Source organism: Cupriavidus basilensis, assembly GCF_029335485.1.
In the GTDB taxonomy this organism is placed as follows: domain Bacteria; phylum Pseudomonadota; class Gammaproteobacteria; order Burkholderiales; family Burkholderiaceae; genus Cupriavidus; species Cupriavidus basilensis_E.
This window is the reverse complement of record NZ_JARJLM010000272.1, coordinates 1-24,150: the sequence shown is the minus strand read 5'-3', so window position 1 is coordinate 24,150 and position 24,150 is coordinate 1. Positions and strand designations below refer to the sequence as shown.

Genomic DNA, 24,150 nt, shown 5'->3' with positions numbered 1-24,150 from the left:
ATGGCATATTCATTCGATTTCAGCTCGATCAATCCCACCACGCTGAGCGTGCTCGGCGAGGGCATGCTGGTCTCGCTCAAGATCACTGTCACCGCGGTGGTGGTCGGCATCGTCTGGGGCACCATCCTGGCGATGATGCGGCTGTCCTCCGTCAAGCCGCTGAACTGGTTCGCGCAGGGCTACGTCACCATCTTCCGGTCCATACCGCTGGTGATGGTGCTGCTGTGGTTCTTCCTGATCATCCCGCAGGTCCTGCAGAAGGCGTTCAACCTGTCGCAGGCATCCGACCTGCGCATGACCTCGGCGCTGGTCGCCTTCGCCCTGTTCGAGGCGGCGTATTACTCCGAGATCATCCGCGCGGGTATCCAGAGCGTGTCGCGCGGGCAGATGTTCGCCGCGCAGGCCATGGGCATGACCTACGGGCAGGCGATGCGGCTGGTGATCCTGCCGCAGGCCTTCCGCAACATGGTGCCGCTGCTGCTGACCCAGGGCATCATCCTGTTCCAGGATACGTCGCTGGTCTACGTGAGCGCGCTGGCGGACTTTTTCGGCCAGTCTTACGGCATCGGCGAGCGCGACGGCCGCATCGTGGAGATGCTGCTGTTTGCCGGGCTGGTGTATTTCATTATCTGTTTCTCCGCATCGCTGCTGGTTAAGCGTTACCAGAAAAAGGTGGCCGTATGATCGAAATCAATAACGTCTCCAAGTGGTACGGCACCTTCCAGGTGCTGACCGATTGCACCACCAGGGTCGCCAAGGGCGAGGTGGTGGTGGTGTGCGGCCCGTCGGGTTCCGGCAAGTCCACGCTGATCAAGACCGTCAACGCGCTGGAGCCGTTCCAGAAGGGCGACATCACGGTGGATGGCACCTCGGTGGGCTCGCCCAAGACCAACCTGCCGAAGCTGCGCTCGCGCGTGGGCATGGTGTTCCAGAACTTCGAGCTGTTTCCCCACCTGTCGATCACCGAGAACCTGACCATCGCCCAGATGAAGGTGCTCGGCCGCTCGAAGGAGGAAGCCACCGCCAAGGGTCTGAAGTACCTGGACCGGGTGGGCCTGAAGGCGCAGGCGGCCAAGTTCCCCGGCCAGTTGTCGGGCGGCCAGCAGCAGCGCGTGGCGATCGCCCGCGCGCTGTCGATGGATCCGATCTGCATGCTGTTCGATGAACCCACCTCGGCGCTGGACCCGGAGATGGTCAACGAAGTGCTGGACGTGATGGTGCAGCTGGCGCAGGAAGGCATGACCATGATGTGCGTGACCCACGAGATGGGCTTCGCGCGCAAGGTGGCCAACCGCGTGATCTTCATGGACCAGGGCAAGATCGTCGAGGACTGCGCCAAGGAAGAGTTCTTCGGCAATATCGACGCCCGCTCCGACCGGGCCAAGCAGTTCCTGTCGAAGATCCTGCATCACTGATGACGCGCCAGACCCGGCAGCCATGACGACGGCTGTCACTCCCTCTCCCTCAGCTCATGGGGAGAGGGGGTAAACCGGTGGCATCAGACGAAGCTGCCGGAATGCGCCAACACCGTCTGGAATGACGACGGCTGCCGCGGCCCGCAGGTTCGGCAGCCCACCCGGACCTACAGTATCCGGCTCGCCGACTGGAAGTCGGCCGCCAGCAACGTCAGTTCGCGCATGGCGCCGACCAGCGGCCGGGAATCGTCGCGGCGCCATTGATACGAGTAGGCCAGGGGAGGCAACGCCGGATCGCTGCGCAGCACGCGCAGTGCCCCGCGTTTGGCCAGCGACTGCGCCCAGCCATGGGGCAGGATGCCGACACCGATGCCTTCCACCAGCATGCCGGCCACGGCGCCCCAGTGATTGCAGACGATGCGCCGTTGCGGCAGCCCGCCGCGGCCGTCCAGCCATTCGTCGAGCAAGCGCGTTACGCCCGAGCCGGATGGCAAGGTCACCAGGGGCCGGTTGCCGAGGGTGTCCGGGCTGATCGGGGTGGCGCGGCCGGTTGCCTGTGCCGATGTGCACCACACGAACTGCGCCTGTGCTATCGCATGGGACGCGATGGTGCCGCGGGTGGACTTGCCCGCCACCACGGCGAAGTCGAGTTCGCCGTCTTCGACGCGTTTCTCCAGCGCCTCGCCAATGCTGACGTGGGCCTCCAGCTCCAGGCCGGGGTGGGCTTCGCCGATCAGCCGCACCAGCCGTGGCAGCCAGGTCAGTGCGGTCAGTTCTCCCACGCCGAATCGGCATTTGCCATGCAGGCCCGCCACGGTGCCGATCTCGATGCGCAGTTCGTCGGCGCTGCGCAGAAGCGCATGGGCGCGCGAGACCAGCCGGTTGCCGGCATCGGTGAGCACCGCCTTGTGCCCGCTCCGGTCGAACAGGGGCCGGCCCAGGGAATCCTCGAGTTCGGCAATGCGCTTGGAAAGCGACGACAAGGAAAGATGCAGGCGCTGGGCTGCGATGGCGAAGCTCGAACAGGTGGCCGCCCAATAGAATGCTTCGAGTTGCTTGAGGGTCATGATTTGATGAGATCGGACATTTCCGCAGCGGTTCCCATGTCTGGAGATGCCTCATGTAGTTGAAAAAAAGAGGACATAGTATCTGAAATAAATTCGCTTTATGGAGTCAAGAGGCGGGCATAGAGTGCGTGTCATCGATCCGCACCCATACCTATACCCGTACCCAGACCATGACTTCAGCCACGGATGCCGCTGCCTCCACCCGGCCCACCAACCGCGGTTTCGCCGCCCCGCTGAAACAGGCTTCGCGCGCGCTGCAGCGCATCCTGTCCCTGGATGACTTCGAGCATGCCGCCAGGCGCCGCCTGCCCCGGCCCATCTACGGCTATATCGCGGGCGCCGCCGAAGACAACCGCTCGCTCCAGGAGAACCGTGCCGCCTTCCACGACTATGCGCTGACCACGCGCGTACTGGTGGACGTGTCCCGGCGCACCCAGAGCGTGGAACTCTTCGGCAAGACCTACGCTTCGCCCTTCGGTATCGCGCCGATGGGGCTGAGCGCGCTGTCCGCTTATCGCGGAGACATCGTGCAGGCGCGCGCGGCGCGGGCGGCCGGCATCCCGATGGTGCTGAGCGGTTCATCGCTGATCCGGCTCGAGGACGTGTTCGAAGCCGCCCCCGACGCCTGGTTCCAGGCCTATGTGCCGGGCGATGCGGCGCGCATCGATGCCTTGCTGGACCGCGTACGGGCCACCGGATGCCGCACCCTGGTGGTGACGGTGGATATTCCGGTCGCCGGCAACCGCGAGAACAACGTGCGCAGTGGTTTCTCGACGCCGCTGCGGCCCAGCCTGCGCCTGGCGTACGACGGTATCACGCGCCCGCAGTGGCTGGTCGGCACCTTCGCGCGCACGCTGCTGCGCCACGGCATGCCGCATTTCGAGAACTCCTTCGCGGAACGCGGCGCGCCGATCCTGTCGGCCAATGTGCTGCGCGACTTTTCCGCGCGCGACCATCTCGACTGGAGCCACCTTGAGCGCATCCGCCGCCGCTGGAAAGGGGTGCTGATCGTCAAGGGCATCCTCAGCGCGCAGGACGCCGTGCTGGCCCGCGACCGGGGCGCCGACGGCATCGTCGTATCGAATCACGGCGGCCGGCAGCTCGACGGCGCGGTGGCGCCCTTGCGGGTGCTGCCCGGGATCGTGGCGGCGGTCGGCGACCTGCCGGTGATGATGGACGGCGGCATCCGTCGCGGCACCGACGTCGTCAAGGCCCTGGCGCTCGGCGCGAAGCTGGTATTCGTCGGGCGGCCCTTCAACTACGCCGCTTCCGTGGCGGGCGAAGCCGGCGTGACGCATGCGATCAACCTGCTGCGGGACGAAGTCGACCGCAACATGGCCATGCTGGGGGTCAGCCAGTGTGCCGGACTGGATCCGGCGGTGCTGTACCGCCGCTGACGAAGCGGCCGGCGGCTGACGCTGATGGCTTATCGCCCACCGATGGCCGCGCTTCGTTCAACTTCAAACTATTTCGAACCACGATCAAGGAGACCGCACATGAACAGGCTTTCTTTCCTCAAGCTGTGCACCCTTTCCCTGTGCGCCGCCGGCGCATCGGCGCTCTATGCCCAGCCCTATCCCACCAAGCCGGTGCGGCTGGTGGTGCCGTTCTCTCCCGGTGGCACCACGGATATCGTGGCGCGCGTGATTTCGGCGCCGTTGAGCAAGGAGCTGGGGCAATCGGTAGTGGTGGAGAACAAGGCCGGGGCCGGCGGCGTGCTTGGCGCGGCCGAGATCGCGCGGGCCAACCCCGACGGCTACGCGCTGGGCGTGGCGACGGTGTCCACCACGGCCACCAATCCGGCCATCAACCCGAAGATTCCCTACGATCCCCTCAAGGACTTCACGCCCATCGTCAATATCGCGGCGACCCCCAACGTGCTGGCGGTGCATCCTTCGTTTCCCGCGAAGAACTACCAGGCGTTCATTGCCGAGTTGAAGAAGAACCCGACCAGATACAGCTACGGCACGGCCGGCACCGGCTCCATCGGGCACCTGCAGATGGAGCTCTTCAAGAGCCTGGCCCACCTGTCGATCATGCATGTGCCCTACAAGGGCTCGGGCCCCGCGCTGAACGACGCCGTGGCCGGGCAGGTGGGTGTGGTCTTCGATAACCTGCCGTCCGCGCTTCCCTTCATCAAGGACGGCCGGCTGATTCCCATCGTGGTGTCCGCGCCGGAGCGGGTGGCGCAGCTACCGAACGTTCCGACCTTCAAGGAGGTCGGCCTCGAACCTGCCAACCGCATGGCGTTCTATGGCGTCTACGGACCCAAGGGCCTGCCGCAGGCCGTGGTGGAACGCATCAACCTGGCGGTCAGGAAATCCCTTCAGGATCCCGGCGTGCGCAGCCGGATCGAAGCCACCGGGTCGATGGTGGTGGCCAACACGCCAGAGCAGTTCCGCCAGCAGATCGTGCAGGAATACGATATCTACAAGCGTACGGTAGCCGTGCAGAAGCTCACGCTCGACTGAAGGCGCGCCGGCAGCCGCGTGCCAGGGCCATCCGGGAGATGGCTCAGGTGCAGGCGCTGTTGGCGGCGTTCTTGGCCTGGACTTCCGGCGGGATCGGCACGGTCAGCGTCATGACCGCGCGGCCATCCTCGAACATCATCAGTTCGCCGGGCTCGAAGGCGGTCCAGGTCTCGTTGTCGGTCAGCGGCGCCGTGGCGATCACCGCCACCCGGTCGTCGGGCGTGGTGACCTGGGCGAAGTCGATCGACAGGTCGGCGTCGATCAGGTGGGCGGTGGAGAACGGCCACTGGCGCACGATGTAGTACAGGCGCGTGGAGCAGTGCGCGAACAGCGCCTGCCCGTTCGACAGCAGGTAGTTGAAGACGCCGTGCAGCGTGATCTCGCGCGTGATGTCGGCCAGCGCGTGGCACAACTCGTTGAGCGGCGGCTGCGAGCCGGGGAAGCGCTTGCGCAGTCCCTGCATCAGGGTGCAGAAGGCGAGTTCGCTATCGGTGTCGCCGACCGGCTGGTAGACCCCGGACAGGAAGGGCGAGAAATTCTTCAGGTCGCCGTTGTGGGCGAAGATCCAGTGCCGGCCCCACAGCTCGCGCATGAAGGGGTGGCAGTTCTCCAGCAGCACGGTGCCTTGCGTTGCCTTGCGGATATGCGAGATGACGTTCTTGGACTTGATCGGGTAGCGTTTGATCAGGTCCGCCACCGGCGAGGTGCCGGCGGACTGGTTGTCGATGAACAGGCGGCAGGCCTTGTCTTCGAAGAATGCCACGCCGAAGCCGTCGGCGTGGTGGTCCGTGACGCCGCCGCGGGCGGCGAAGCCGGTAAAGGAGAACGTCACGTCGGTCGGCGTGGCGCAGTTCATGCCGAGCAGCTGGCACATGGCGGGCACCGGACCGGCAGCGGGCTGCCGGATTGCAATAGAATGTCCCATTATCCGGCCTCCCCGGGTTATCTGCCAAGCGCATCGCGTTTTCCCCCCCGAATTCAATACCTAGATCCAGCGGGCTTCCGAGACATGAGCAAATACAAGATCGCAGTCATCCCCGGCGATGGCATCGGCACTGAAGTGATGCCCGAGGGCCTGCGCGTGATGGACGCCGCCGCGCGCCGGTTCGGCATCGGCATGCAGTTCGACCATTTCGACTTCTCCAGCTGCGACTACTACGCCCGGCACGGCAAGATGCTGCCGGACGACTGGTTCGACACCCTGGTCAAGTACGATGCCATCTACTTTGGCGCGGTGGGCTGGCCGGACGCCGTGCCCGATCACGTCTCGCTGTGGGGTTCGCTGCTGCAATTCCGGCGCTCTTTCGACCAGTACGTCAACCTGCGCCCGGTGCGGCTGATGCCCGGCATCCGCAGCCCGCTGGTGGACCGCGACGGCAATGCGCGCAAGCCCGGCGACATCGATTTCTACGTGGTGCGCGAGAACACCGAGGGCGAGTACTCCAGCATCGGCGGGCGCATGTTCCCCGGCACCGACCGGGAAGTGGTGATCCAGGAGACGGTGATGACGCGCACCGGCGTGGACCGCATCCTCAAGTTCGCCTTCGAGCTGGCGCAAAAGCGCCCGGCGCAGCATCTGACCTCGGCCACCAAGTCCAATGGCATCTCCATCACCATGCCCTACTGGGACGAGCGGGTGGAGGCCATGGCCGCGAACTACCCGGGCGTGAAGGTCGACAAGTACCACATCGACATTCTGACTGCGCACTTCGTCCAGCATCCCGACTGGTTCGACGTGGTGGTCGCCAGCAACCTGTTCGGCGACATCCTGTCCGACCTGGGCCCGGCCTGCACCGGCACCATCGGCATCGCGCCCTCGGGCAATATCAATCCGGACCGCACCTTCCCCAGCCTGTTCGAGCCGGTGCACGGCTCCGCGCCGGATATCGCCGGGCGCGGCGTGGCCAACCCGATCGGCCAGATCTGGTGCGGCGCCATGATGCTGGAGCATCTGGGCCAGCCGGAAGCCGGCGCGGCCGTGCTCGGCGCCATCGAACAGGTGCTGGCGGCCGGTCCGGCGCATGCGCCGCTGACCCGCGATATCGGCGGCAAGGCAGGCACGGCGGATCTCGGCCAGGCCATTGCGGAGGCGCTGTGAACATGGCCGCCCCATCCCTGCCGGCCGGCGCGGCCGATGCGCGCGCCTTGCTGCTCGACTCCTTCCACGCCGCCGTGGCGGCGGCCGATCCCCTGCGCATCGTGGCGGAGCACCTGCCGCCGCCCCAGCCGGGTGGCCGCACGCTGGTGGTCGGTGCCGGCAAGGCTGCGGCCTCGATGGCGCTGGCCGTGGAACAGGCCTATGCCGCGCTCGACCGCACCCATGCGATCGAGGGGCTGGTGGTCACGCGCTATGCCCACGGCCTGCCGACCGGACATGTCCGCGTGATCGAGGCCGGCCATCCGGTGCCCGACGAAGCCGGCGAGCGCGCCGCCGCCGAGATCCTGGCGCGCGTGAGCGAGCTGGGTCCCGAGGACAGTCTGATCGTGCTGGTGTCGGGCGGGGGCTCCAGCCTGCTGTCGCTGCCGGCCGAAGGCATCGCCATGGCTGACCTCAAGGCCACCACGCAGGAACTGCTGCGCTGCGGCGCCCCCATCACCGAGATGAACATCGTGCGCAAGCACCTGTCGCGCATCCAGGGTGGGCGCCTGGCCCAGGCCTGCCGCGCGCCGGTGACCACGCTGATCGTCTCGGACGTGGCCGGCGACGATCCCAGCGCGATCGCCTCGGGCCCGACCGTGCCGGACCCGAGCACCTACGCCGATGCGCTGGACATCCTGCGCCGCTATGGCGCTACCGTGCCACCTGTGGTCAGGGGCTACCTCGAGCGCGGCGCGCGCGGCGAGGTGGCGGAAACGCCGAAGCCCGGGGACCCGCTGTTCGCGCGGGTGCGGAACCTCGTCATTGCAACGGCCCACGGCAGCCTGGTGGCGGCTGCGGATCACTTCCGCGCACGCGGCATCCAGCCGGTGGTGCTGGGCGATACGGTGACCGGCGAGGCGCAGGAAGTGGCGCGGGTCTATGCCGCGCTGGTGCGCGAGATACGCGCGTACAATGCGCCCTTCGCGGTCCCGGTGGCGCTGATTTCCGGGGGTGAATGTACCGTCACGCTGCCGCAGGGCGGTGGCGGGGCGGCCGGAAAGCCTCGCGGCGGGCGCTGCTCGGAGTTCCTGCTGTCGCTCGCGCTGGAGCTGGATGGCGCCGATAATGTGTACGCCATCGCGGCGGACACCGACGGCATCGACGGCTCCGAGGATAATGCCGGCGCCTTGCTGGACCCGTCCACGCTGGCGCGCGCGCAGGCCGCGGGCGCACCGGCGCGAGCCCGGCTGGACGCGCACGATGCCTGGGGCTTCTTCGATGCCGCGGGCGATCTCGTGGTGACCGGTCCCACGCGCACCAATGTGAATGACTACCGCGCCATCCTGATTCTGTAATCCCTGATCAGCGCCAGCCTGCGACTGCCGGCCGGCGCTCCCGAAAGCCATGACCCAGAACCTCACCATCACCCGCCCGGACGACTGGCACCTGCACCTGCGCGACGGCATTGCGCTGGCCGCCGTCCTGCCCGACACCGCCCGCCAGTTTGCGCGTGCCATCATCATGCCCAACCTGAAGCCGCCCGTGACCACGGTGGCGCAGGCCGCGGCCTACCGCGACCGCATCCTGGCGGCGCTGCCGGCTGGCCTGGCGTTCGAGCCGCTGATGACGCTGTACCTGACCGACAAGACCAGCGCCGAGGAGATCGTCGCGGCCAAGGCCAGCGGCTTCGTGCACGGCGTCAAGCTGTATCCCGCCGGCGCCACCACCAACAGCGATGCCGGCGTGACCGACCTGCGCCACTGCGCGGGCGCGCTGGCAGCGATGGAGCGCGTGGGCCTGCCGCTGCTGGTGCATGGCGAGGTGACCGATCCGGCGATCGACATCTTCGACCGCGAAGCCGTCTTCATCGACCGCGTGATGACGCCGCTGCGCCGCGACTTCCCGGCGCTCAAGGTGGTGTTCGAGCACATCACCACCAAGGATGCCGCCGAATACGTGCGCGATGCCGAAGGCCCGGTCGGCGCCACCATCACCGCGCATCACCTGCTGTACAACCGCAATGCCATCTTCACCGGCGGCATTCGCCCGCACTACTACTGCCTGCCGGTGCTCAAGCGCGAAACCCACCGCGAAGCCCTGGTGGCTGCCGCCGTATCGGGCAGCCCGCGCTTCTTCCTCGGCACCGACAGCGCTCCGCACGCGCGCGGCCTGAAGGAACATGCTTGCGGCTGTGCCGGCTGCTACACCGGGCTGCATGCCATGGAGCTGTACGCCGAGGCCTTCGAGGCGGCCGGCGCGCTCGACAAGCTGGAAGCCTTTGCCAGCTTCAACGGCCCGGCCTTCTACGGCCTGCCGCGCAACGGCGGCACGCTGACCCTGGCGCGCGAAGACTGGGAGTTGCCGGCCGAACTGCCCTATGGCGATACCACGCTGGTACCGCTGCGCGGCGGCGAGACGCTGCGCTGGAAGGCCCGCTAGGCCGCGCTGGCGCAGTGGCATCGGAGATACACGTCCGGGACCCGGCCGTGGCGCCGCTGGCCGCGGCGGTGGCAGGGATCGACTGGTCGCAGCCCTGGTTCCGGCCGTTCGCCGGGCCTGGCATGGCGCTGGCGGCGGCACTGCAAGGTGGCGCCGACTTGCGCGCCGTGCTCTGCGAGATGGCCGCGCAGCGCGGACTGCGCAATGCGGGAGGCCTGCCGCTGCGTTTCGTGCCCCAGGCTGAGTTGCCTGTCGGCGCGGCTTATGAGGCACATATCTTTGCCACCGGTGCCGTGCCGACGCGCGACAACCTGCACGATGTCTTCAATGCGCTGGTGTGGCTGCATTTTCCCCGTTCCAAGCGCGTCTTGAATCGCCTGCAGGCGCAGGCGATCGCCGCCACGGGCGTACAGGCCCGCCGCGGCAGCCTGCGCGACGCCGCCACCCTGTTCGACGAAAACGCCATCCTCTTCCTGAGTGCCGATACCGGGCTGGAGTCCTTGCTGCGGGGTTTTGCCTGGGAGCCATTGTTCGTGGCGCGGCGGGCTGCGTGGGATGGGAGCGGGAAGGGCGCCACCCGGTGCGGCGTGGTGCCGTTCGGCCACGCCTTGCTGGAAAAACTGGCGCGGCCCTACAAGGCCCTGACCGCGCACGCCTGGCCGCTGGCCGTCCCGCCGGTCGCCGGCGTGGCGCTGCCCGGCCCGCTCGACGATGCCGTGTGCGCCTCGCTCGAGGCCGCCGAACTGCACAGCCGCCGCTTTGCGCCGCTACCCGTGATGGGCATTCCCGGCTGGTGCGAAGCCAATCGCGATCCTGCCTACTACGCCGATACCAGCGTATTCCGCCAAGGGCGCCGCGCCCCGGCCGCCGGCGATGCATAGGGCGAGGGTGGACGCGGATGGCCGGTTTATGTCAAAACGGTGTTAGACTGCGGGCCGCAAAGCAGGCCAGGCAATCGCTGCTCGCACCGTCAAGGGGCGAGGGGAGGAAAGTCCGGACTCCACAGAGCAAGGTGTTGGCTAACAGCCATCCACGGCAACGTGCGGAATAGGGCCACAGAGACGAGTCTTGCCATCGGGTTCGCCCGGCGGGAAGGGTGAAACGCGGTAACCTCCACCTGGAGCAATCCCAAATAGGCAGGCATTGAGGCTGCTCGCTGAGCCTGCGGGTAGGGAGCTGGAGCCGGCCGGTAACGGTCGGCCTAGAGGAATGATTGTCACGCGCAGGCGGCCGCAAGGAAGCCGGCGCGCACAGAATCCGGCTTATCGGCCTGCTTTGCTTCTGATTCTTTCGCGTGGCCGCCCGCCCATTGCGCATGGGTGCGTGGCGGCCAGGCCTGCTGCCTTGCCAGGCACCGGGCGCTTATACCTCGACGATTTCCACGGTGTGCGTGATTTCCGCCGTCTTGGCCAGCATGATCGAGGCCGAGCAGTACTTGTCGTGCGACAGGTGGATGGCGCGCTCGACCGCGCCCGGGTTCAGGTTGCGGCCGCTTACCGTGAAGTGGAAATTGATGCGGGTGAACACCTTCGGGTCCTCGCTGGCGCGCTCCGCTTCCAGCTTGACGCTGCAGCCGCGCACGTCCTGCCGGCTCTTCTTCAGGATCAGCACCACATCGTAGGCGGTGCAGCCGCCAGTGCCCAGCAACACCATCTCCATCGGGCGCGGCGCCAGGTTGTGGCCGCCGCCCTCGGGCGCGCCGTCCATGGCAACGATGTGGCCGCTACCGGTCTGGGCGACGAAGCTCATGCCATCGGTGCCCATCCAAGTCACTTTGCATTCCATTTTGTTCGATCCTGGGTGTTGATGTGTGCGTATCCGATCATGAACACGCGATTTCGATACTTGCTTTTTGAGTATATGCCACGAAGCAGAAGATGCCGTACCTCGGCAATTTTCCGCCAAAACTGAGGCTTTCCTCTAAAATGACAATGTAGTGACAGTCTTTATTGCGTCCAAGTTGTTGATTTTGTTGAATAAATAGCCGTATTCTTACGCCTTCACAATTTTTTACAATACGAAATGCCATTTCGCACTGCAAATTTTCCTTGCGCCTGGCCCGTGCGTATGTATAATTTGAATCATTGAACGACGGCGCACACGGTGAGCCAGAGTGCGAAAGCGAATCCCCGGTGGATCCGCCGGCCGCACCGCCAACCAGCCCTGTCGATCTCCAGGTGTCTCCTCCACCCTCCTCCTTTGGTGGATTCAAACCCAAGCTCAATAGCTTGGGTTTTTTTTATTCTGCGTCCGCCGGGCCGTCCCGTGAAGTGTTCCATGGTGCCTTTTCTGGCGCCGCCGCCGATGTGCCGGGGCGGGAAGGCGGACCGCCACATGGCGACATCTTGACGTTCACGCCCAACATTGCTTGTACTTCGGCTGGAATCCGCAGTATACTCGTCGGCTTTTCCGTCATGCCCGCGGGAAAGAAATTCAGGGAGAGCCTGCACACACAAGCAGGAAGGTCAGATCCTAAGGGTCGACCGACGACGCAAGTCATGTTTCGGGCAGGTTCTACAAGTCTCAGGAAAAATCATGAAGACCTTTTCCGCAAAGCCTGCAGAGGTTAAGCGCGACTGGTACGTGATTGACGCGACGGACAAAGTCCTCGGCCGTGTTGCCAGCGAAGTGGCACGCCGACTGCGCGGCAAGCACAAGCCGGAATTTACTCCGCACGTCGACACGGGTGATTACATCATCATCGTCAACGCAGCCAAGCTGCGTGTCACGGGTACCAAAGAAACCGACAAGAAGTATTATCGTCACTCGGGCTACCCGGGCGGCATTTACGAAACGACGTTTGGCAAGATGCAGCAGCGTTTCCCGGGCCGCGCCCTGGAAAAAGCTGTGAAGGGCATGTTGCCGAAGGGCCCGCTGGGCTATGCAATGATCAAGAAGCTGAAGGTTTACGCCGAAGCCGATCATCCGCATGAAGCACAGCAGCCTAAGGCGCTGGAAATCTAAGGGGGCCATCCATGATCGGAAATTGGAATTACGGTACTGGCCGCCGCAAGAGCGCAGTGGCACGGGTCTTCATCAAGTCGGGCAAGGGCGACATCATCGTCAATGGCAAGCCCATCAATGAGTATTTCGCTCGCGAAACCTCGCTGATGATCGTGCGCCAGCCGCTCGAACTGACTGCCAACGCACAGACCTTCGACATCAAGGTCAACGTGACTGGCGGCGGCGAAACGGGTCAGGCCGGCGCAGTGCGCCACGGCATCACCCGTGCACTGATCGACTACGATGCCACCCTGAAGCCGACGCTGTCCAAGGCCGGTTTCGTCACGCGCGATGCGCGTGAAGTGGAACGTAAGAAGGTTGGTTTCCACAAGGCGCGTCGTCGGAAGCAATTCTCGAAGCGTTGATGTGTGTTCGGCGGATCCGGTCTCCGGGTCTGGCCGCGCCAGAAAAAAACCGCACGGTTCTCCGTGCGGTTTTTTTTGCCATGGCAGGCAGGCTGGAATGCGCGGAAGCGGGCGGGGCAGGCGATGGCAAGGTACTTGGGCGATGGGGCAGCAGGCGCTTTAACACAGGTTTTACAAATCCTTTGCCTCTTGCCGGATACAATCCCCGCTCCTGCCGTCCGGAGAACCCGACCATGATGCAATGGCCAGCCAAACCGCATCTCGCCTGCCTGACTGGGCGGCGCGCCGGCGGCGCATGAAGTACCGTTTGCTGCGTCCCCGCCGCGGACTGCTGTCGCAGCGCCTGGCGGTACGCACGCATCTGCCTTGGCCGCTGCGCGTGCTGGGCGCCGTACTGGTGCTGGTGCTGGTGGCGGGCGCTGCCGGGTGGGCCTACGATGCCGGCCGGCGCCTGAGCGGCGCGGTGCCCGACATGGCGGCCACCAAGGCCGAGAACGCGACGCTGCGCGAGCAGGCGGTGGCGATGGCGGCGCAGCGCGACCGCCTGCAGGCCGTGGCCAATACGGCCGAGGCGCAGCTGCAGATGGCGCGTGGCGCACAGGAGGGGCTGGCCCAGCAATTGAAGTCGGCGGAAGCCGAGGTCGCCCAGCTCAAGGAGGACCTGGCGTTCTTCGAGAGCCTGCTGCCGGCTGGCGGCAATACCTCCGGCATCCACGTGCGGAGTTTTCGCGTCAGTCTCGATGAAACCGATGCACTGAAGATGCACTATCGTTTGCTGATAATGCAGGGTGGATCCAAGGCTTTTTCGTCGTTAGCGGAATTTCGCGGTGAGGTACAGTTGGTGGTTTCGCTGATGCAGGGCGGCAAGCCGGTTGCCTTGACCGTGCCCGAGGCGGCCACCAACCCCCTGCCAGGCGTGCGTCTGACGCATTACCAACGAATAGAGGGCGCCTTCGCGCTGCCGGCGGGAGCCACTGTGCGGGCAGTAACGGTACGAATTTTGCAAAACGGTCAGTTGCGCGCGACCCAGACGGCGATGCCGTGAGGGTTGCGCTGGGCCAGCAACGGAATAAGGGACCTATGTTGTTTTCCAAGAAAAAAGGTCTGGCGATCGATACCCTGATCGGCCAGCACAGCGTTATCGAGGGTGACCTGACGTTCTCGGGCGGCCTCCGTCTGGACGGACGGGTGCGCGGCAACGTCACGGCAGCGGCCGACCAGACCAGCATGCTGGTGATCAGCGAGAAGGGCGTGGTCGAGGGGGAGGTCCGTGTCGGACACCTGATCCTCAACGGCACCGTCACCGGGCCGGTACACGCCAGCGAGTTGCTGGAACTGCAGCCGCGCGCGCGCGTGCACGGCGAAGTACACTACGCTGCCCTGGAAATGCACCAGGGCGCGCTGGTGGAGGGCCGCCTGGTTCCCCTGGCCGGCGCCGAACCCAGGGCGCTGCCCAACCTGACTCTGGCTTCGGGTACGCAGGAATCTGCCTGATACCGCACCCGCAGCCTGGCCATACGAGCAGAAGCCCTTGAATTCGCGGGGTTTCGGCACGATCTTCCCAGAGCGCTTAAAATACAGGCGTACCTAAATAGGAGAACCCCATGAACGCAGTCGCAGAGGCACCCGTTACCGAGGACATGCCGGCCCCGTTCGTCTTTACTGACAGCGCTGCCGACAAGGTCAAGCAGTTGATCGAGGAAGAGGGCAATGCCGATCTGAAACTGCGCGTGTTCGTGCAGGGCGGCGGTTGTTCCGGCTTCCAGTATGGCTTCACCTTCGACGAAGAGGTGAACGAGGATGACACCACCCTGGACAAGAACGGCGTCACGCTGCTGATCGACTCGATGAGCTACCAGTACCTGGTGGGCGCCGAGATCGATTACAAGGAAGACATCAACGGCGCGCAGTTCGTGATCAAGAACCCGAACGCCAGCACCACTTGCGGTTGCGGATCTTCGTTCTCGGTGTAAGGCTCGCCAGAGCGCCGCGGATTCCGCAGGCAATAAAAAGCGCACTTCGGTGCGCTTTTTTATTGCCCGATGCTCTGGCCGGCTTATGGGTCCCGGCGCCATACGACAGGAAACCAATCCTCGCGCATCCGATCGCCGCTGCTCAGCCCGATCCCCGGGAAGGGTGGCGAGGTGCGCCCCGGCCGCTCCAGGTAGCGTACGTCATCGCCCAGGAAGCGCGCCGAGAAGGCGCGTCGCCGTCCCGTGCCGGTATTGCCCGCCGCGCCGTGCACCGTGCGGAAGTCGAATACCACGGCGTCGCCGGGTTCCAGCTCCGGCACCAGGATGGCATGGCTGCCGTCTTCCACGTCCGGCATTTCCATGAACAGATCGCTGCCCGCGTAGAAGTTTTCATTGCTGGCCCAGCGCTTGGGCCGCACCAGCCTGGGCCAGCGGTGGGAGCCCAGCACCACGCGCAAGGTGTTGGCTGTGGTGACGGGGTCCAGGGGGATCCAGTAGCTGGCGGTCTGCAGGCCGTCCACGCAGTAGTAGGGCAGGTCCTGGTGCCAGGGCGTGGGCTTGGCGGTACCGGGCTCCTTGACCAGGATGTGCTCATGGAAGATCTGGACCGCATCGGCCCGCATGATCTGCCCGGCAATGGCGGCAGCCGGGGAATGCCGGATGAAATCCGCGAAGGGCGCGATGCGTTCCCAGTTGCAGTAGTCCTCGAAGAAGCGGCCGCGCTCGCCGGTGCCCACGTTCTCGATGGCGAAGGGGCCGGGCGCGGCGAGATTCTGCTCGAACCCTTCGCGCAGGGACGCCACCCAGTCCGTGAAGGCGCCGCGCAGCACCAGGGCGCCGTCGCGCTGGTAGGTTTCGATGTCGGTGGCGCATAGGTGCGATCGGTGCGATCGGTGCGATAGGTGCGGGTGCGGATTCACGAAGATCCCCTGGGATGGCTGGCGTGGGACGAGTATCGTGGCGAGGCGGAGATAGGAAAAGTATATATTTCCTATGCTGTAGTATTGGAAAACATGATTGCTTTCTCCTTCCGCCAGCTCGAGTATTTCGTCGCCGCCGCCGAGCACGGCAGCATCAGCGCCGCTGCCCGCGCGCGGCATGTGTCCCAGCCTTCGGTATCCCTGGCGGTGGCGCAGCTGGAGCAGACGCTGGGCGAGACCTTGTTCCGCCGCCAGGTCAGCAGGGGGCTGGAGCTGACGCCGGCAGGCCAGCGCCTGCTTGGGCGCGCACGCGATATCCTGGCGCTGGCGGCGGGTTTGACTGCGCACGGGGCCGAGCCGGCAGGCCCGCGGGGCTTGAGCGGGCAGCTGTCGCTGAGCTGTTTCCAGGATCTCGGCGCCTACTACGCGCCGCGGATGCTGGCCGGCTTCCGCCGTTTGCATCCCCACGTCGCCGTGACCTTGTTCGAGGCCGACCTGGCCACGGTGCATCGCACGCTGACCGCCGGCAAGGCGGAACTGGCGCTGACCTACGATCTTGGTTTCGACCAGCGCATCCCGCGCTGGATACTGGCCAGGCTGGAGCCTTACGCGCTGCTGCCCGCAGGCCATGCCCTGGCCCGGCAGCAAAGCGTAAGCCTGGCGGAACTGGCCGGCGAACGGCTGATCCTGGAGGACATCGCGCAGACACGGGAGTATTTCCTGTCGCTGTTCTGGGCCCACGGCCTGCGCCCCCAGCTGCACCAGTACACGCAGACTTTCGAGATGCAGCGGGGCCTGGTGGCGCATGGCTATGGCGTGGCGCTATCGTGCACGCGCCCGGCGGGCGACCACAGCTACGACGGCCAGCCCATCGCCTGCCTGCCGCTGCGCGAAACCGTGGCCCCCCAGCGCGTGGTGCTGGCGCGGTCTCCTGCGATGCGGCCGTCGCCGGTCGCCGAGGCGTTTATCCAGTGGGCTTGCGAGGCAGGGCACGCCGAGCCGGCGTGAGCGCAGGCGGGGAGGGCGTCTATCGCGGGTAGAGCGCGCCCAGCACGCGCGGGCCGACCGCGCCGGTGACGGTGGGGACGTTGCCGGGCGCCCGCCGCAGCATCTGGCGCGCCAGCCAGGCAAAGGCGATGCCCTCCACCTGCGAGACCGGCACGCCCAGGTCGTCCGAGCTTTGCACCGTCACGCCGGGCAGCGCTTGCGCCAGCCTTGCCATCACGAAGCCGTTGCGGGCGCCGCCGCCGCAGACGATCAGCCGCGCCGCGTCGGGCGCGTACGCGCGGATATCGCGGGCAATGGCCTCGGCCGTCAGCGCGGCCAGGGTGGCTTGCACGTCCACGGGCTTCAGGGATGCGCCAGAGTGGGCGAGATGGTTTTCGAGCCAGGCGGGATGGAAGAGGTCGCGGCCCGTGCTCTTGGGCGGGGCCGCGCTGAAGTACGGCTCGGCGAGCAGGCACGCCAGCAGGGCCTGGTCGATGGCGCCGCTGGCGCCCCAGGCGCCATCGGCGTCGTAGGCCAGGCCGCGGTGACGATCGATCCAGTAGTCGAGCAGCACGTTGCCCGGGCCGCAGTCGAAGCCGGTGACGGGACGTGCCGCGCCGCCTTCGCCCCGGTTCGCGCCGGCGGCGGGCAGCACGCTGATATTGGAGATGCCGCCGATATTGCATGCCACCCGCGTTTCGGCGGCGTCGCCGAACAGGGCCTGGTGCAGCGCCGGAACCAGGGGCGCGCCCTGGCCGCCGGCGGCCACGTCGCGGCTGCGGAAATCGGCCACGACATCGATGCCGCTGAGTTCCGCCAGCAACGCCGGCTGCTGGCTCTGGCGGGTGTAGCCGATGCCGTCATACAACGCGGGACGGTGGCGCACGGTCTGGCCGTGCGCGCCGATCGCGGCGATGTCCGCCGGTGCCTGGCCGGCATCCCGCAGCAGCGCTGCCACGCAGGCGGCGTAGACACGCGCCAGGCCATTGGCCGCCAGCGCCTCGCGGTGGATCTCGTCCTCGCCTGGCTGTTGCAGCGCCGCGAAGGCTTGCCGCAACTCGGGCGGAAACGGCTGGTGGGCCGCCGCCAGCACGGCCGGGCGCGGTCCGGAGAAATCGACCAGCACACCGTCCGCGCCATCCATGCTGGTGCCGGACATGATGCCGATAAAGCGTTCGGTGGGCGCGGTCTGCATGCTGGCTCGGTGGTTGGCTTGCTGGCTCAGTTGGTGGCGGAAGCCACGTTGTAGGTGCGCAGCGCGTTGATACGGCTGAGCATGTCGCTGGTATAGCTCAGGAACTGCTGGCGTGCCGGACCCGACAGCGCCGGCGCGTCGAGCGCGGCGATGGCCAGCGGGTTCTGCGGCACGTCGTTGACGCGGAACTCGTAGTGCAGGTGCGGGCCCGTGGCCCAGCCGGTCTGGCCCACGTAGCCGATCACCTGGCCCTGTGCCACGGTCTGGCCGCGCTGCACGCCGGCAAAGCCGGACAGGTGCGCGTAATAGGTCGAATAGCCGCTATGGTGCTTGAGGATGACGATGTTGCCGTAGCCGTTCTGCTGGCCAACGAAATCCACCTCGCCGTCGCCCGTCGCGAACACCTTGGTGCCGGTGGGCGCAGCGAAATCGACGCCTTTGTGCTGGGCCCAGTGGTGATGCAGCGGATGGTCGCGCCCGCCGAAGCCGGACGACACGCGCGAGAACTCCACCGGCGAGCGCAGGAAGGGCCGCTTCATGCTGCGCCCGTCGAATGTGTAGTAGGCGCCGCCTTGCTTGCTGCCTTCGGGGGCATACCAGAGCGCCTGATGAAGCTGGTTGCGGTTGATCAGTTCGACCGCAACCACGCGGCCGTTGCGCACGAAGGCGCCATCGCGGAACCCGGCCTCGTAGACGATGCGGAAACGGTCGCCGCTGGCGATATCGTGGTGGAAGTCGATCACGCCGGAGAAGATCGACAGCATCTGCTGGACGATCTCGTCAGGCACGTTGGCCGCGTCCATGGCCTTGAAGAAGCCGCCTGCCTCGATGGCGCCGGACAGCATCTCGTAGTGCAGCTCGTTCTTGACCGATTCGACGCGGGCCTTGTAGACCGGGTCGGCGAGGTCGTCGACGCGTTCGATCACCAGTTCGCGCGATGCATTGGCGTCGCCGCCGAGGTTGGCCTGCAGCGACACCAGCAGGTTGTTCTCGTCGACCTCGGCCTGGACCGTCTGGCCCGGGTTGAGGTCGAACAGGCCGCGCGCGGTGGCGTTGCGGCGGATGAACGCCTGCGCATCGGGGTCGTCCACGCCGAGCCGCTTGAGCAGGCTGGCGATGGTGTCGCCACGCTGCATGCGCTCTTCGCGCACGAAGGTGGCGTCGGTGTCGGTAAGCTGTTCGAGCTGGGTGCGCAAATCGGGCAGGCGGATGGCCTCCCTGACGCGCGGAGCCTGGGGGTCGTCGTAGGCGGTACGGGGGGCCACGCCCATGGCGGCGGCCATGCCCAGCGTGAACACCGTGCCAACCGCTGCCGTCAACTGCTTGCGCCGGCGGGCGTGCAGGGCGTTGGTCGGATCGACTAGAACCACCAGCTCACGCGCGAAAACTTCGCGGAGTCTGGACCACATCACGTAAAATTCACTCTTTGGTTCGGGCTGCGCTGCCGCGACGATGTGCTTCGTCTGCCTTCCTCCCCCGAGGTGCGGCGCGTGCCATATTGGTTTGCCGCCTAGAATGGCGGTTGGCCCACGGGATTGTTCCCGCCGGCACAAGAAGCGCGGATTATACCAAAGCTGGCCGGGTGCCGCTTGTGCCCGCGTCTGAATTCTCATGTTTTTCAAAGACTTACGTCATGACTGAAGTTTCCTCCGGCGCTGCCACCTCCTACCCCCTCACGCCCTCCGTGATGCACGCCCTGGAGGTGTCCAAGCGCGGTTGCGACGAACTGCTGGTCGAATCCGAATGGCTGGCCAAGCTCGCGCGCAGCGAGGCCACCGGCGTGCCGTTGCGCATCAAGCTGGGCCTGGACCCGACCGCGCCCGACATCCATATCGGCCACACCGTGGTGCTGAACAAGCTGCGGCAGCTGCAGGACCTGGGCCACCAGGTGATCTTCCTGATCGGCGATTTCACCTCCACCATCGGCGATCCTTCCGGGCGCAACGCAACCCGCCCGCCGCTGACCCGCGAGCAGATCGAGGCCAACGCCCAGACCTACTACCGCCAGGCCAGCCTGGTGCTGGATCCGTCCAGGACCGAGATCCGCTACAACAGCGAGTGGAGCGACCCGCTCGGTGCGCGCGGCATGATCCAGCTGGCGGCCAAGTACACCGTGGCGCGGATGATGGAGCGCGACGACTTCACCAAACGCTTCCGCACTGGGATTCCCATTTCGGTGCATGAGTTCCTTTACCCGCTGATGCAGGGCTACGATTCGGTCGCGCTCAAGTCCGACCTGGAGCTGGGCGGCACCGACCAGAAGTTCAACCTGCTGGTGGGCCGCGAACTGCAGAAGGAATACGGCCAGGAGCAGCAGTGCATCCTGACCATGCCGCTGCTGGTGGGCCTGGACGGCGTGGAGAAGATGTCCAAGTCCAAGGGCAACTACATCGGCGTGACCGAAGCCCCGAGCGACATGTTCGGCAAGCTGATGAGCATCTCGGACGACCTGATGTGGAAGTACTTCGAGCTGCTGTCGTTCCGGCCCATGAGCGAGATCGACCTGATGAAGCAGGAGATCGCGCTGGGCCGCAACCCGCGCGACTGCAAGGTGCTGCTCGGGCAGGAGATCGTCACCCGCTTCCATAGCGCCGCCGATGCCGAGCGCGCGCTCGAGGACTTCAACCACCGCGCACGCGGCGGCGTGCCCGACGACATCCCCGCGGTCAGCCTGTCCGGCGCGCCGCTCGGTATTGCCCAGTTGCTCAAGCAGGCCAACCTGGTGCCGTCCACCTCCGAGGCCAACCGCAATATCGAGCAGGGCGGCGTCAAGATCGACGGCGCCACGGTGAGCGACAAGGCTTTGAAGGTAGCGGCCGGCAGCTACGTCGTGCAGGTCGGCAAGCGCCGTTTTGCGCGCGTGACGCTGGCTTGAGGCCGGGCAGGAACTGCCGATGATCGCGCTGATCCAGCGGGTCGCACAGGCCCGCGTCACCGTCGACGGCCGCACCACCGGCGAGATCGGCCCCGGGCTGCTCGCCCTGGTATGCGCCGAGCGCGGCGACACCGAGGCGCAGGCCGAGCGCCTGCTGGCCAAGCTGCTGGCCTACCGCGTGTTCTCCGACGCCGACGGCAGGATGAACCTGCCGGTCCGGAATATCGATGGCAGCGGCCTGCGCGGCGGCCTGCTGGTGGTGTCGCAGTTCACCCTGGCCGCCGACACCAACAGCGGTACGCGGCCGAGTTTCACGCCGGCTGCGGCACCGGCCGACGGCGAGCGTTTGTACAGGCATTTCGTGGCCCGCGCGCGCGCCGAGCACGGCGACGTGCAGACCGGCGAGTTCGGCGCCGCCATGCAGGTCAGCCTGGTCAACGACGGGCCGGTGACATTCTGGCTGCGCGTGCCGCCAGCCAACGCCCAGCCTGCCCAGGCCGCGCGCTGATGCGGCACCGCCCCGACCGGACATGACCCCGACCGTCCCGCTTCCTATCGCCACCAGCCCCGGCGGCTTGCCGGACCCGGGACGGCGCATCTCACCGCCGGGGCCGGCCATGGCCTGACCCCGCATGCCGCGCAGCGCGCGGCGCAAACCAGCAAGGAGAGCAACATGAAACTCTGGAGCAAGGCATTCAGCGACAATGGGCCGATTCCCGTCGAGTTCGCCTTCGGCGCGATCGATCCCGCTACCCACGTGGCGCTGTCGAGCAACCGCAATCCCGACCTGCATTGGGACGAGGCGCCTGCCGAGACCCGTTCCTTCGTGCTGATCTGCCACGATCCGGACGTGCCCAGCCGTGGCGACGACGTCAACCAGGAAGGCCGGGAGGTCCCCGCCACGCTGCCGCGCGTGGACTTTTTCCACTGGGTGCTGGCGGATATTCCGCCTGGACTGCGTTCGATCGCGGCCGGCAGCCATAGCGACGGCGTGATCGCGCGCGGCAAGCCCGGCCCCGAGGCCACCGGCGGCACCGCCGCCGCGGGCGGCCTGCGCCACGGCGTGAACGACTACACCGGCTGGTTCGCCGGCGACCCGGACATGAAGGGCGACTACTACGGCTACGACGGCCCCTGCCCGCCGTGGAACGACACCCTGCTGCACCACTACGTATTCACGATCTACGCGCTCGACCTGGATCGCCTCCCGCTGGACGGCACCTTCTCGGGCGCGCAGGTGCGCGCAGCGATCCAGGGCCACGTGCTGGCACAGGCCGTGCTCACCGGCACCTATACCCTCAATCCGAAACTCGCCGGCAACCCGGCACGGTGAGCCCCTGGCAGGCCGCGCGGACCGCGCTGCCCGCCAGGCCCGCCACGACCGCGCAGCGTCGCGCGTAAAGGAAACGGCATGTCGCAATTGCCCGGGCCGCATTCGCTGGCCTTCACCCACCTGATCCTGATCCGTCACGGTGAAACCGCCTGGAACCGCGAGCGGCGCCTGCAGGGGCAGCTCGATATCCCGCTCAACGCCACCGGTGTGGCGCAGGCGCAGGCGTTGGGCCAGGCGCTGGCCGAGGAGCCGATCGACGCGGTCTACGCCAGCGACCTGGCGCGCGCAATGCAGACCGCGGAGCCGCTGGCCGGCGCGCTCGGCATGGCGGTGCGGCCGGAGCCGCGCCTGCGCGAGCGCTGCTACGGCTCGCTCGAGGGGATGACCTACGCGGAGGTGGCCGAGCAATTGCCCGAGGATTTCGCCCGCTGGCAGGCGCGGGTGCCCGACTACGCGCCCGACGGCGGCGAGTCCCTGCTGGCGTTCCACGAGCGCGCGGTGGAAGCCGCGCTGGCGCTGGCGCGCCGCCATCCCGGCGAGCGCATCGCGCTGGTTGCGCACGGCGGCGTGCTGGATTGCCTCTACCGCGAGGCCAACGACATGACGCTGGAGGCCCCGCGCCGGCACGAGCTGCTCAATGCCAGCATCAACCGGCTGCGCTGCGACAGCGTGCGGCTGACGGTGATGCAATGGGCCGATGTCGGCCACCTGGAGGCGCTCACGCTCGACGAGGTCGATCGCCGCGTGCCATAGGGCGCCGCCGCCCGCCGGCCTGGCCTCAGACGCGCAAGCGGAACGGCGTGAAGTTGGTATTGCGGTCGTACCAGTCCTCGCGCTCGGCGCGCTTGAGGAAGTTCACCACCTTGTAGGTGACCGGCGTCATCACCACTTCCCAGCCGGTCTTCAGGATGTACTGGGCAATCGCCACCTGGATCACCTTTTCCAGCGGCCAGATGCCGTAGAAGGCGATCACGTAGAACAGCGAGGAATCCACCAGTTCGCCGGCCAGCGTGGAGCCGATGGTGCGCGTCCAAAGCCAGCGGCCGTTGCTCCACAGCTTCATCTTGGCCAGTACGTAGCTGTTGGTGAAGCTGCCGCAGCAGAACGCGACCAGCGAGCCGAACGCGATGCGCCATGTGTTGCCGAAGACATCCTCCAGGCTCTTCTGGTAGTCCGACATGAAGGGCGCCACCGGCATCTTCAGCACCACCAGGCTCATGAAGGAGGCAAAGCCGAGTGCGGCGAAGCCGGCCCAGACCACGCGCCGGTCGCGCCCGTAGCCGTAGACCTCCGTCAGCACGTCGCCGAAGATGTATGAGATCGGGAAGAACAGCACGCCCGCGCCGAAGGTGACCGCACCAATCCAGGGCAGCGTGACCTGGGCCGCCTTGGCGGCGCCGATCAGGTTCGAGCACAGCAGGACCGTGACGAACGCCACCATCACGAGATCATAGTAACGATAGACGCGCCCGCTGTGGACGGGCGTGGCGGCTGAGGTGGTCATTGCGGTTCCGGGGGCGGTTTTCGGGCGATTATGCCAGCCACGCAGCTACCGTGCCCGCCACACTGTCCGCCGACGAAACATCCCGGCGAAGCCCTGCGGGGCCTGGCCGGGATGCCTGGCGCCTGCCACGGCGGCAGGCCTTGCTGGCGGGGAACCGCCGCCTACAGGTTCAGCTTGCCGATCTTGGCGCCGTCCAGCGAAATATCGAACATCAGTCCGGCATTGGTCTGCACGAAGCCGATGACCGGCTGCTGCACGGTATTGGTGTCGATCGAGCCATTGACTCCCACCTTGGCAAGCGCGACGCTGGCGTCGGCGCCGACGGTCCAGCCGCTGCTGTCGGCGAACCTGCTGTAGGCCTCGGGGGTCATGAACAGCAGGATCTCCGACCTGGACTGGGCGCCCGCGGTCAGGCCGATCGAGGCCGAAGTGGTGCGGTAATAGCCCACCGTGGCGCCCTTGGAGCGCAATGCGCCCTCGCCGTACTCGCCGCCCACCACCAGCCCCGCCGACAGCACGCGCG

At 66.6% G+C, this 24,150-nt stretch carries 26 protein-coding genes and 1 other RNA gene; 19 read left to right on the top strand and 8 right to left on the bottom strand.

Features of this window, described 5'->3' with window-relative positions; genetic code table 11:
• The gene (gltK, locus tag P3W85_RS16055) at nt 1–684 is read left to right on the top strand and encodes a glutamate/aspartate ABC transporter permease GltK (protein WP_017226748.1); all 684 of its coding nucleotides are present in this window, start codon (nt 1–3) and stop codon (nt 682–684) included.
• Entirely contained in the window at nt 681–1,415 is a 735-nt protein-coding gene (locus P3W85_RS16050) for an amino acid ABC transporter ATP-binding protein (RefSeq protein WP_017226747.1), read from the top strand. Before gltK ends, P3W85_RS16050 begins: the two co-directional genes overlap by 4 nt.
• A 167-nt stretch (nt 1,416–1,582) precedes the next feature.
• Here P3W85_RS16050 and P3W85_RS16045 read toward each other — a convergent pair whose 3' ends face one another.
• Nucleotides 1,583–2,482, bottom strand: a complete 900-nt coding sequence (locus tag P3W85_RS16045; RefSeq protein ID WP_276265517.1) for a LysR family transcriptional regulator — start codon at nt 2,480–2,482, stop codon at nt 1,583–1,585.
• Nucleotides 2,483–2,652: 170 nt separating this feature from the next.
• On the opposite strand from P3W85_RS16045, the gene P3W85_RS16040 reads away from it, so the two are divergent.
• Both P3W85_RS16040 and P3W85_RS16035 read left to right on the top strand, forming a co-directional pair.
• Nucleotides 2,653–3,879 (top strand): alpha-hydroxy acid oxidase, encoded by a 1,227-nt coding sequence (locus P3W85_RS16040; RefSeq protein ID WP_276265522.1) that lies wholly within the window; start codon nt 2,653–2,655, stop codon nt 3,877–3,879.
• Between the two features lie 99 nt (nt 3,880–3,978).
• A complete protein-coding gene (locus P3W85_RS16035; RefSeq protein ID WP_276265516.1) occupies nt 3,979–4,953 on the top strand; it encodes a tripartite tricarboxylate transporter substrate binding protein BugE in 975 nt (324 codons plus the stop codon).
• 43 nt (nt 4,954–4,996) lie between these two features.
• Here P3W85_RS16035 and P3W85_RS16030 read toward each other — a convergent pair whose 3' ends face one another.
• Nucleotides 4,997–5,827 carry a class II glutamine amidotransferase gene (locus P3W85_RS16030; RefSeq protein WP_017226743.1) on the bottom strand — a complete coding sequence of 277 codons (831 nt, stop codon included), beginning with the start codon at nt 5,825–5,827 and terminating at the stop codon, nt 4,997–4,999.
• Between the two features lie 135 nt (nt 5,828–5,962).
• Here P3W85_RS16030 and P3W85_RS16025 point away from each other — a divergent pair, with 135 nt between their 5' ends.
• The 5 genes from P3W85_RS16025 (at nt 5,963) to rnpB (ending at nt 10,753) form a co-directional block, all read left to right on the top strand.
• A complete protein-coding gene (locus P3W85_RS16025; protein ID WP_017226742.1) occupies nt 5,963–7,051 on the top strand; it encodes a tartrate dehydrogenase in 1,089 nt (362 codons plus the stop codon).
• Between the two features lie 2 nt (nt 7,052–7,053).
• On the top strand, nt 7,054–8,388 hold the full coding sequence (locus P3W85_RS16020) for a glycerate kinase type-2 family protein (protein WP_276265515.1): 1,335 nt from the start codon (nt 7,054–7,056) through the stop codon (nt 8,386–8,388).
• Nucleotides 8,389–8,437: 49 nt separating this feature from the next.
• A complete protein-coding gene (gene pyrC, locus P3W85_RS16015) occupies nt 8,438–9,472 on the top strand; it encodes a dihydroorotase (RefSeq protein ID WP_276265514.1) in 1,035 nt (344 codons plus the stop codon).
• Nucleotides 9,473–9,519: 47 nt separating this feature from the next.
• Nucleotides 9,520–10,353, top strand: coding sequence for a DUF3025 domain-containing protein (locus tag P3W85_RS16010; RefSeq protein ID WP_430869557.1), 834 nt, complete (start codon nt 9,520–9,522; stop codon nt 10,351–10,353).
• Nucleotides 10,354–10,411: 58 nt separating this feature from the next.
• Nucleotides 10,412–10,753, top strand: an RNA gene (gene rnpB, locus P3W85_RS16005) — RNase P RNA component class A.
• Nucleotides 10,754–10,834: 81 nt separating this feature from the next.
• Here the strand turns inward: rnpB and P3W85_RS16000 are convergent.
• Nucleotides 10,835–11,257 carry an OsmC family protein gene (locus tag P3W85_RS16000; RefSeq protein WP_035809867.1) on the bottom strand — a complete coding sequence of 141 codons (423 nt, stop codon included), beginning with the start codon at nt 11,255–11,257 and terminating at the stop codon, nt 10,835–10,837.
• 750 nt (nt 11,258–12,007) lie between these two features.
• On the opposite strand from P3W85_RS16000, the gene rplM reads away from it, so the two are divergent.
• From rplM to erpA, 5 genes are all read left to right on the top strand, one after another.
• Nucleotides 12,008–12,436 (top strand): 50S ribosomal protein L13, encoded by a 429-nt coding sequence (rplM, locus tag P3W85_RS15995; protein WP_017226025.1) that lies wholly within the window; start codon nt 12,008–12,010, stop codon nt 12,434–12,436.
• Between the two features lie 11 nt (nt 12,437–12,447).
• Nucleotides 12,448–12,840 carry a 30S ribosomal protein S9 gene (gene rpsI, locus P3W85_RS15990; protein ID WP_017226024.1) on the top strand — a complete coding sequence of 131 codons (393 nt, stop codon included), beginning with the start codon at nt 12,448–12,450 and terminating at the stop codon, nt 12,838–12,840.
• A 295-nt stretch (nt 12,841–13,135) separates the two neighbouring features.
• Nucleotides 13,136–13,885, top strand: a complete 750-nt coding sequence (locus tag P3W85_RS15985; protein WP_276265513.1) for a DUF6776 family protein — start codon at nt 13,136–13,138, stop codon at nt 13,883–13,885.
• Nucleotides 13,886–13,920: 35 nt separating this feature from the next.
• Nucleotides 13,921–14,334, top strand: a complete 414-nt coding sequence (locus P3W85_RS15980; protein WP_017225529.1) for a bactofilin family protein — start codon at nt 13,921–13,923, stop codon at nt 14,332–14,334.
• 110 nt (nt 14,335–14,444) lie between these two features.
• Nucleotides 14,445–14,813 (top strand): iron-sulfur cluster insertion protein ErpA, encoded by a 369-nt coding sequence (erpA, locus tag P3W85_RS15975; RefSeq protein WP_017225530.1) that lies wholly within the window; start codon nt 14,445–14,447, stop codon nt 14,811–14,813.
• An 83-nt stretch (nt 14,814–14,896) separates the two neighbouring features.
• On the opposite strand, the gene P3W85_RS15970 is transcribed toward erpA, so the two are convergent.
• Nucleotides 14,897–15,733 (bottom strand): phytanoyl-CoA dioxygenase family protein, encoded by an 837-nt coding sequence (locus P3W85_RS15970; protein ID WP_276265512.1) that lies wholly within the window; start codon nt 15,731–15,733, stop codon nt 14,897–14,899.
• A gap of 93 nt (nt 15,734–15,826) precedes the next feature.
• Here P3W85_RS15970 and P3W85_RS15965 point away from each other — a divergent pair, with 93 nt between their 5' ends.
• Entirely contained in the window at nt 15,827–16,741 is a 915-nt protein-coding gene (locus P3W85_RS15965) for a LysR family transcriptional regulator (RefSeq protein WP_035808662.1), read from the top strand.
• Between the two features lie 19 nt (nt 16,742–16,760).
• Here the strand turns inward: P3W85_RS15965 and P3W85_RS15960 are convergent, their stop codons facing one another.
• Together P3W85_RS15960 and P3W85_RS15955 are read right to left on the bottom strand one after the other, a co-directional pair.
• Complete coding sequence (locus P3W85_RS15960) at nt 16,761–17,915, bottom strand: anhydro-N-acetylmuramic acid kinase (protein WP_276265511.1); 1,155 nt, start codon at nt 17,913–17,915, stop codon at nt 16,761–16,763.
• A 26-nt stretch (nt 17,916–17,941) separates the two neighbouring features.
• Entirely contained in the window at nt 17,942–19,324 is a 1,383-nt protein-coding gene (locus P3W85_RS15955; protein ID WP_017224192.1) for a M23 family metallopeptidase, read from the bottom strand.
• 224 nt (nt 19,325–19,548) lie between these two features.
• Between P3W85_RS15955 and tyrS the strand changes: the two genes are divergently transcribed.
• From tyrS to P3W85_RS15935, 4 genes are all read left to right on the top strand, one after another.
• Nucleotides 19,549–20,790, top strand: coding sequence for a tyrosine--tRNA ligase (gene tyrS / locus P3W85_RS15950; protein WP_035805598.1), 1,242 nt, complete (start codon nt 19,549–19,551; stop codon nt 20,788–20,790).
• Nucleotides 20,791–20,809: 19 nt separating this feature from the next.
• Nucleotides 20,810–21,298 carry a D-aminoacyl-tRNA deacylase gene (gene dtd / locus P3W85_RS15945; RefSeq protein ID WP_276265510.1) on the top strand — a complete coding sequence of 163 codons (489 nt, stop codon included), beginning with the start codon at nt 20,810–20,812 and terminating at the stop codon, nt 21,296–21,298.
• 165 nt (nt 21,299–21,463) lie between these two features.
• Nucleotides 21,464–22,123 (top strand): YbhB/YbcL family Raf kinase inhibitor-like protein, encoded by a 660-nt coding sequence (locus P3W85_RS15940; protein WP_276265509.1) that lies wholly within the window; start codon nt 21,464–21,466, stop codon nt 22,121–22,123.
• A 78-nt stretch (nt 22,124–22,201) separates the two neighbouring features.
• Entirely contained in the window at nt 22,202–22,876 is a 675-nt protein-coding gene (locus P3W85_RS15935; protein WP_276265508.1) for a histidine phosphatase family protein, read from the top strand.
• Nucleotides 22,877–22,901: 25 nt separating this feature from the next.
• Here P3W85_RS15935 and P3W85_RS15930 read toward each other — a convergent pair whose 3' ends face one another.
• Both P3W85_RS15930 and P3W85_RS15925 read right to left on the bottom strand, forming a co-directional pair.
• On the bottom strand, nt 22,902–23,627 hold the full coding sequence (locus P3W85_RS15930; RefSeq protein WP_276265507.1) for a queuosine precursor transporter: 726 nt from the start codon (nt 23,625–23,627) through the stop codon (nt 22,902–22,904).
• Nucleotides 23,628–23,788: 161 nt separating this feature from the next.
• Nucleotides 23,789–24,150: YSC84-related protein (locus P3W85_RS15925; RefSeq protein WP_276265506.1), on the bottom strand; the 362-nt coding region annotated here is incomplete at its 5' end.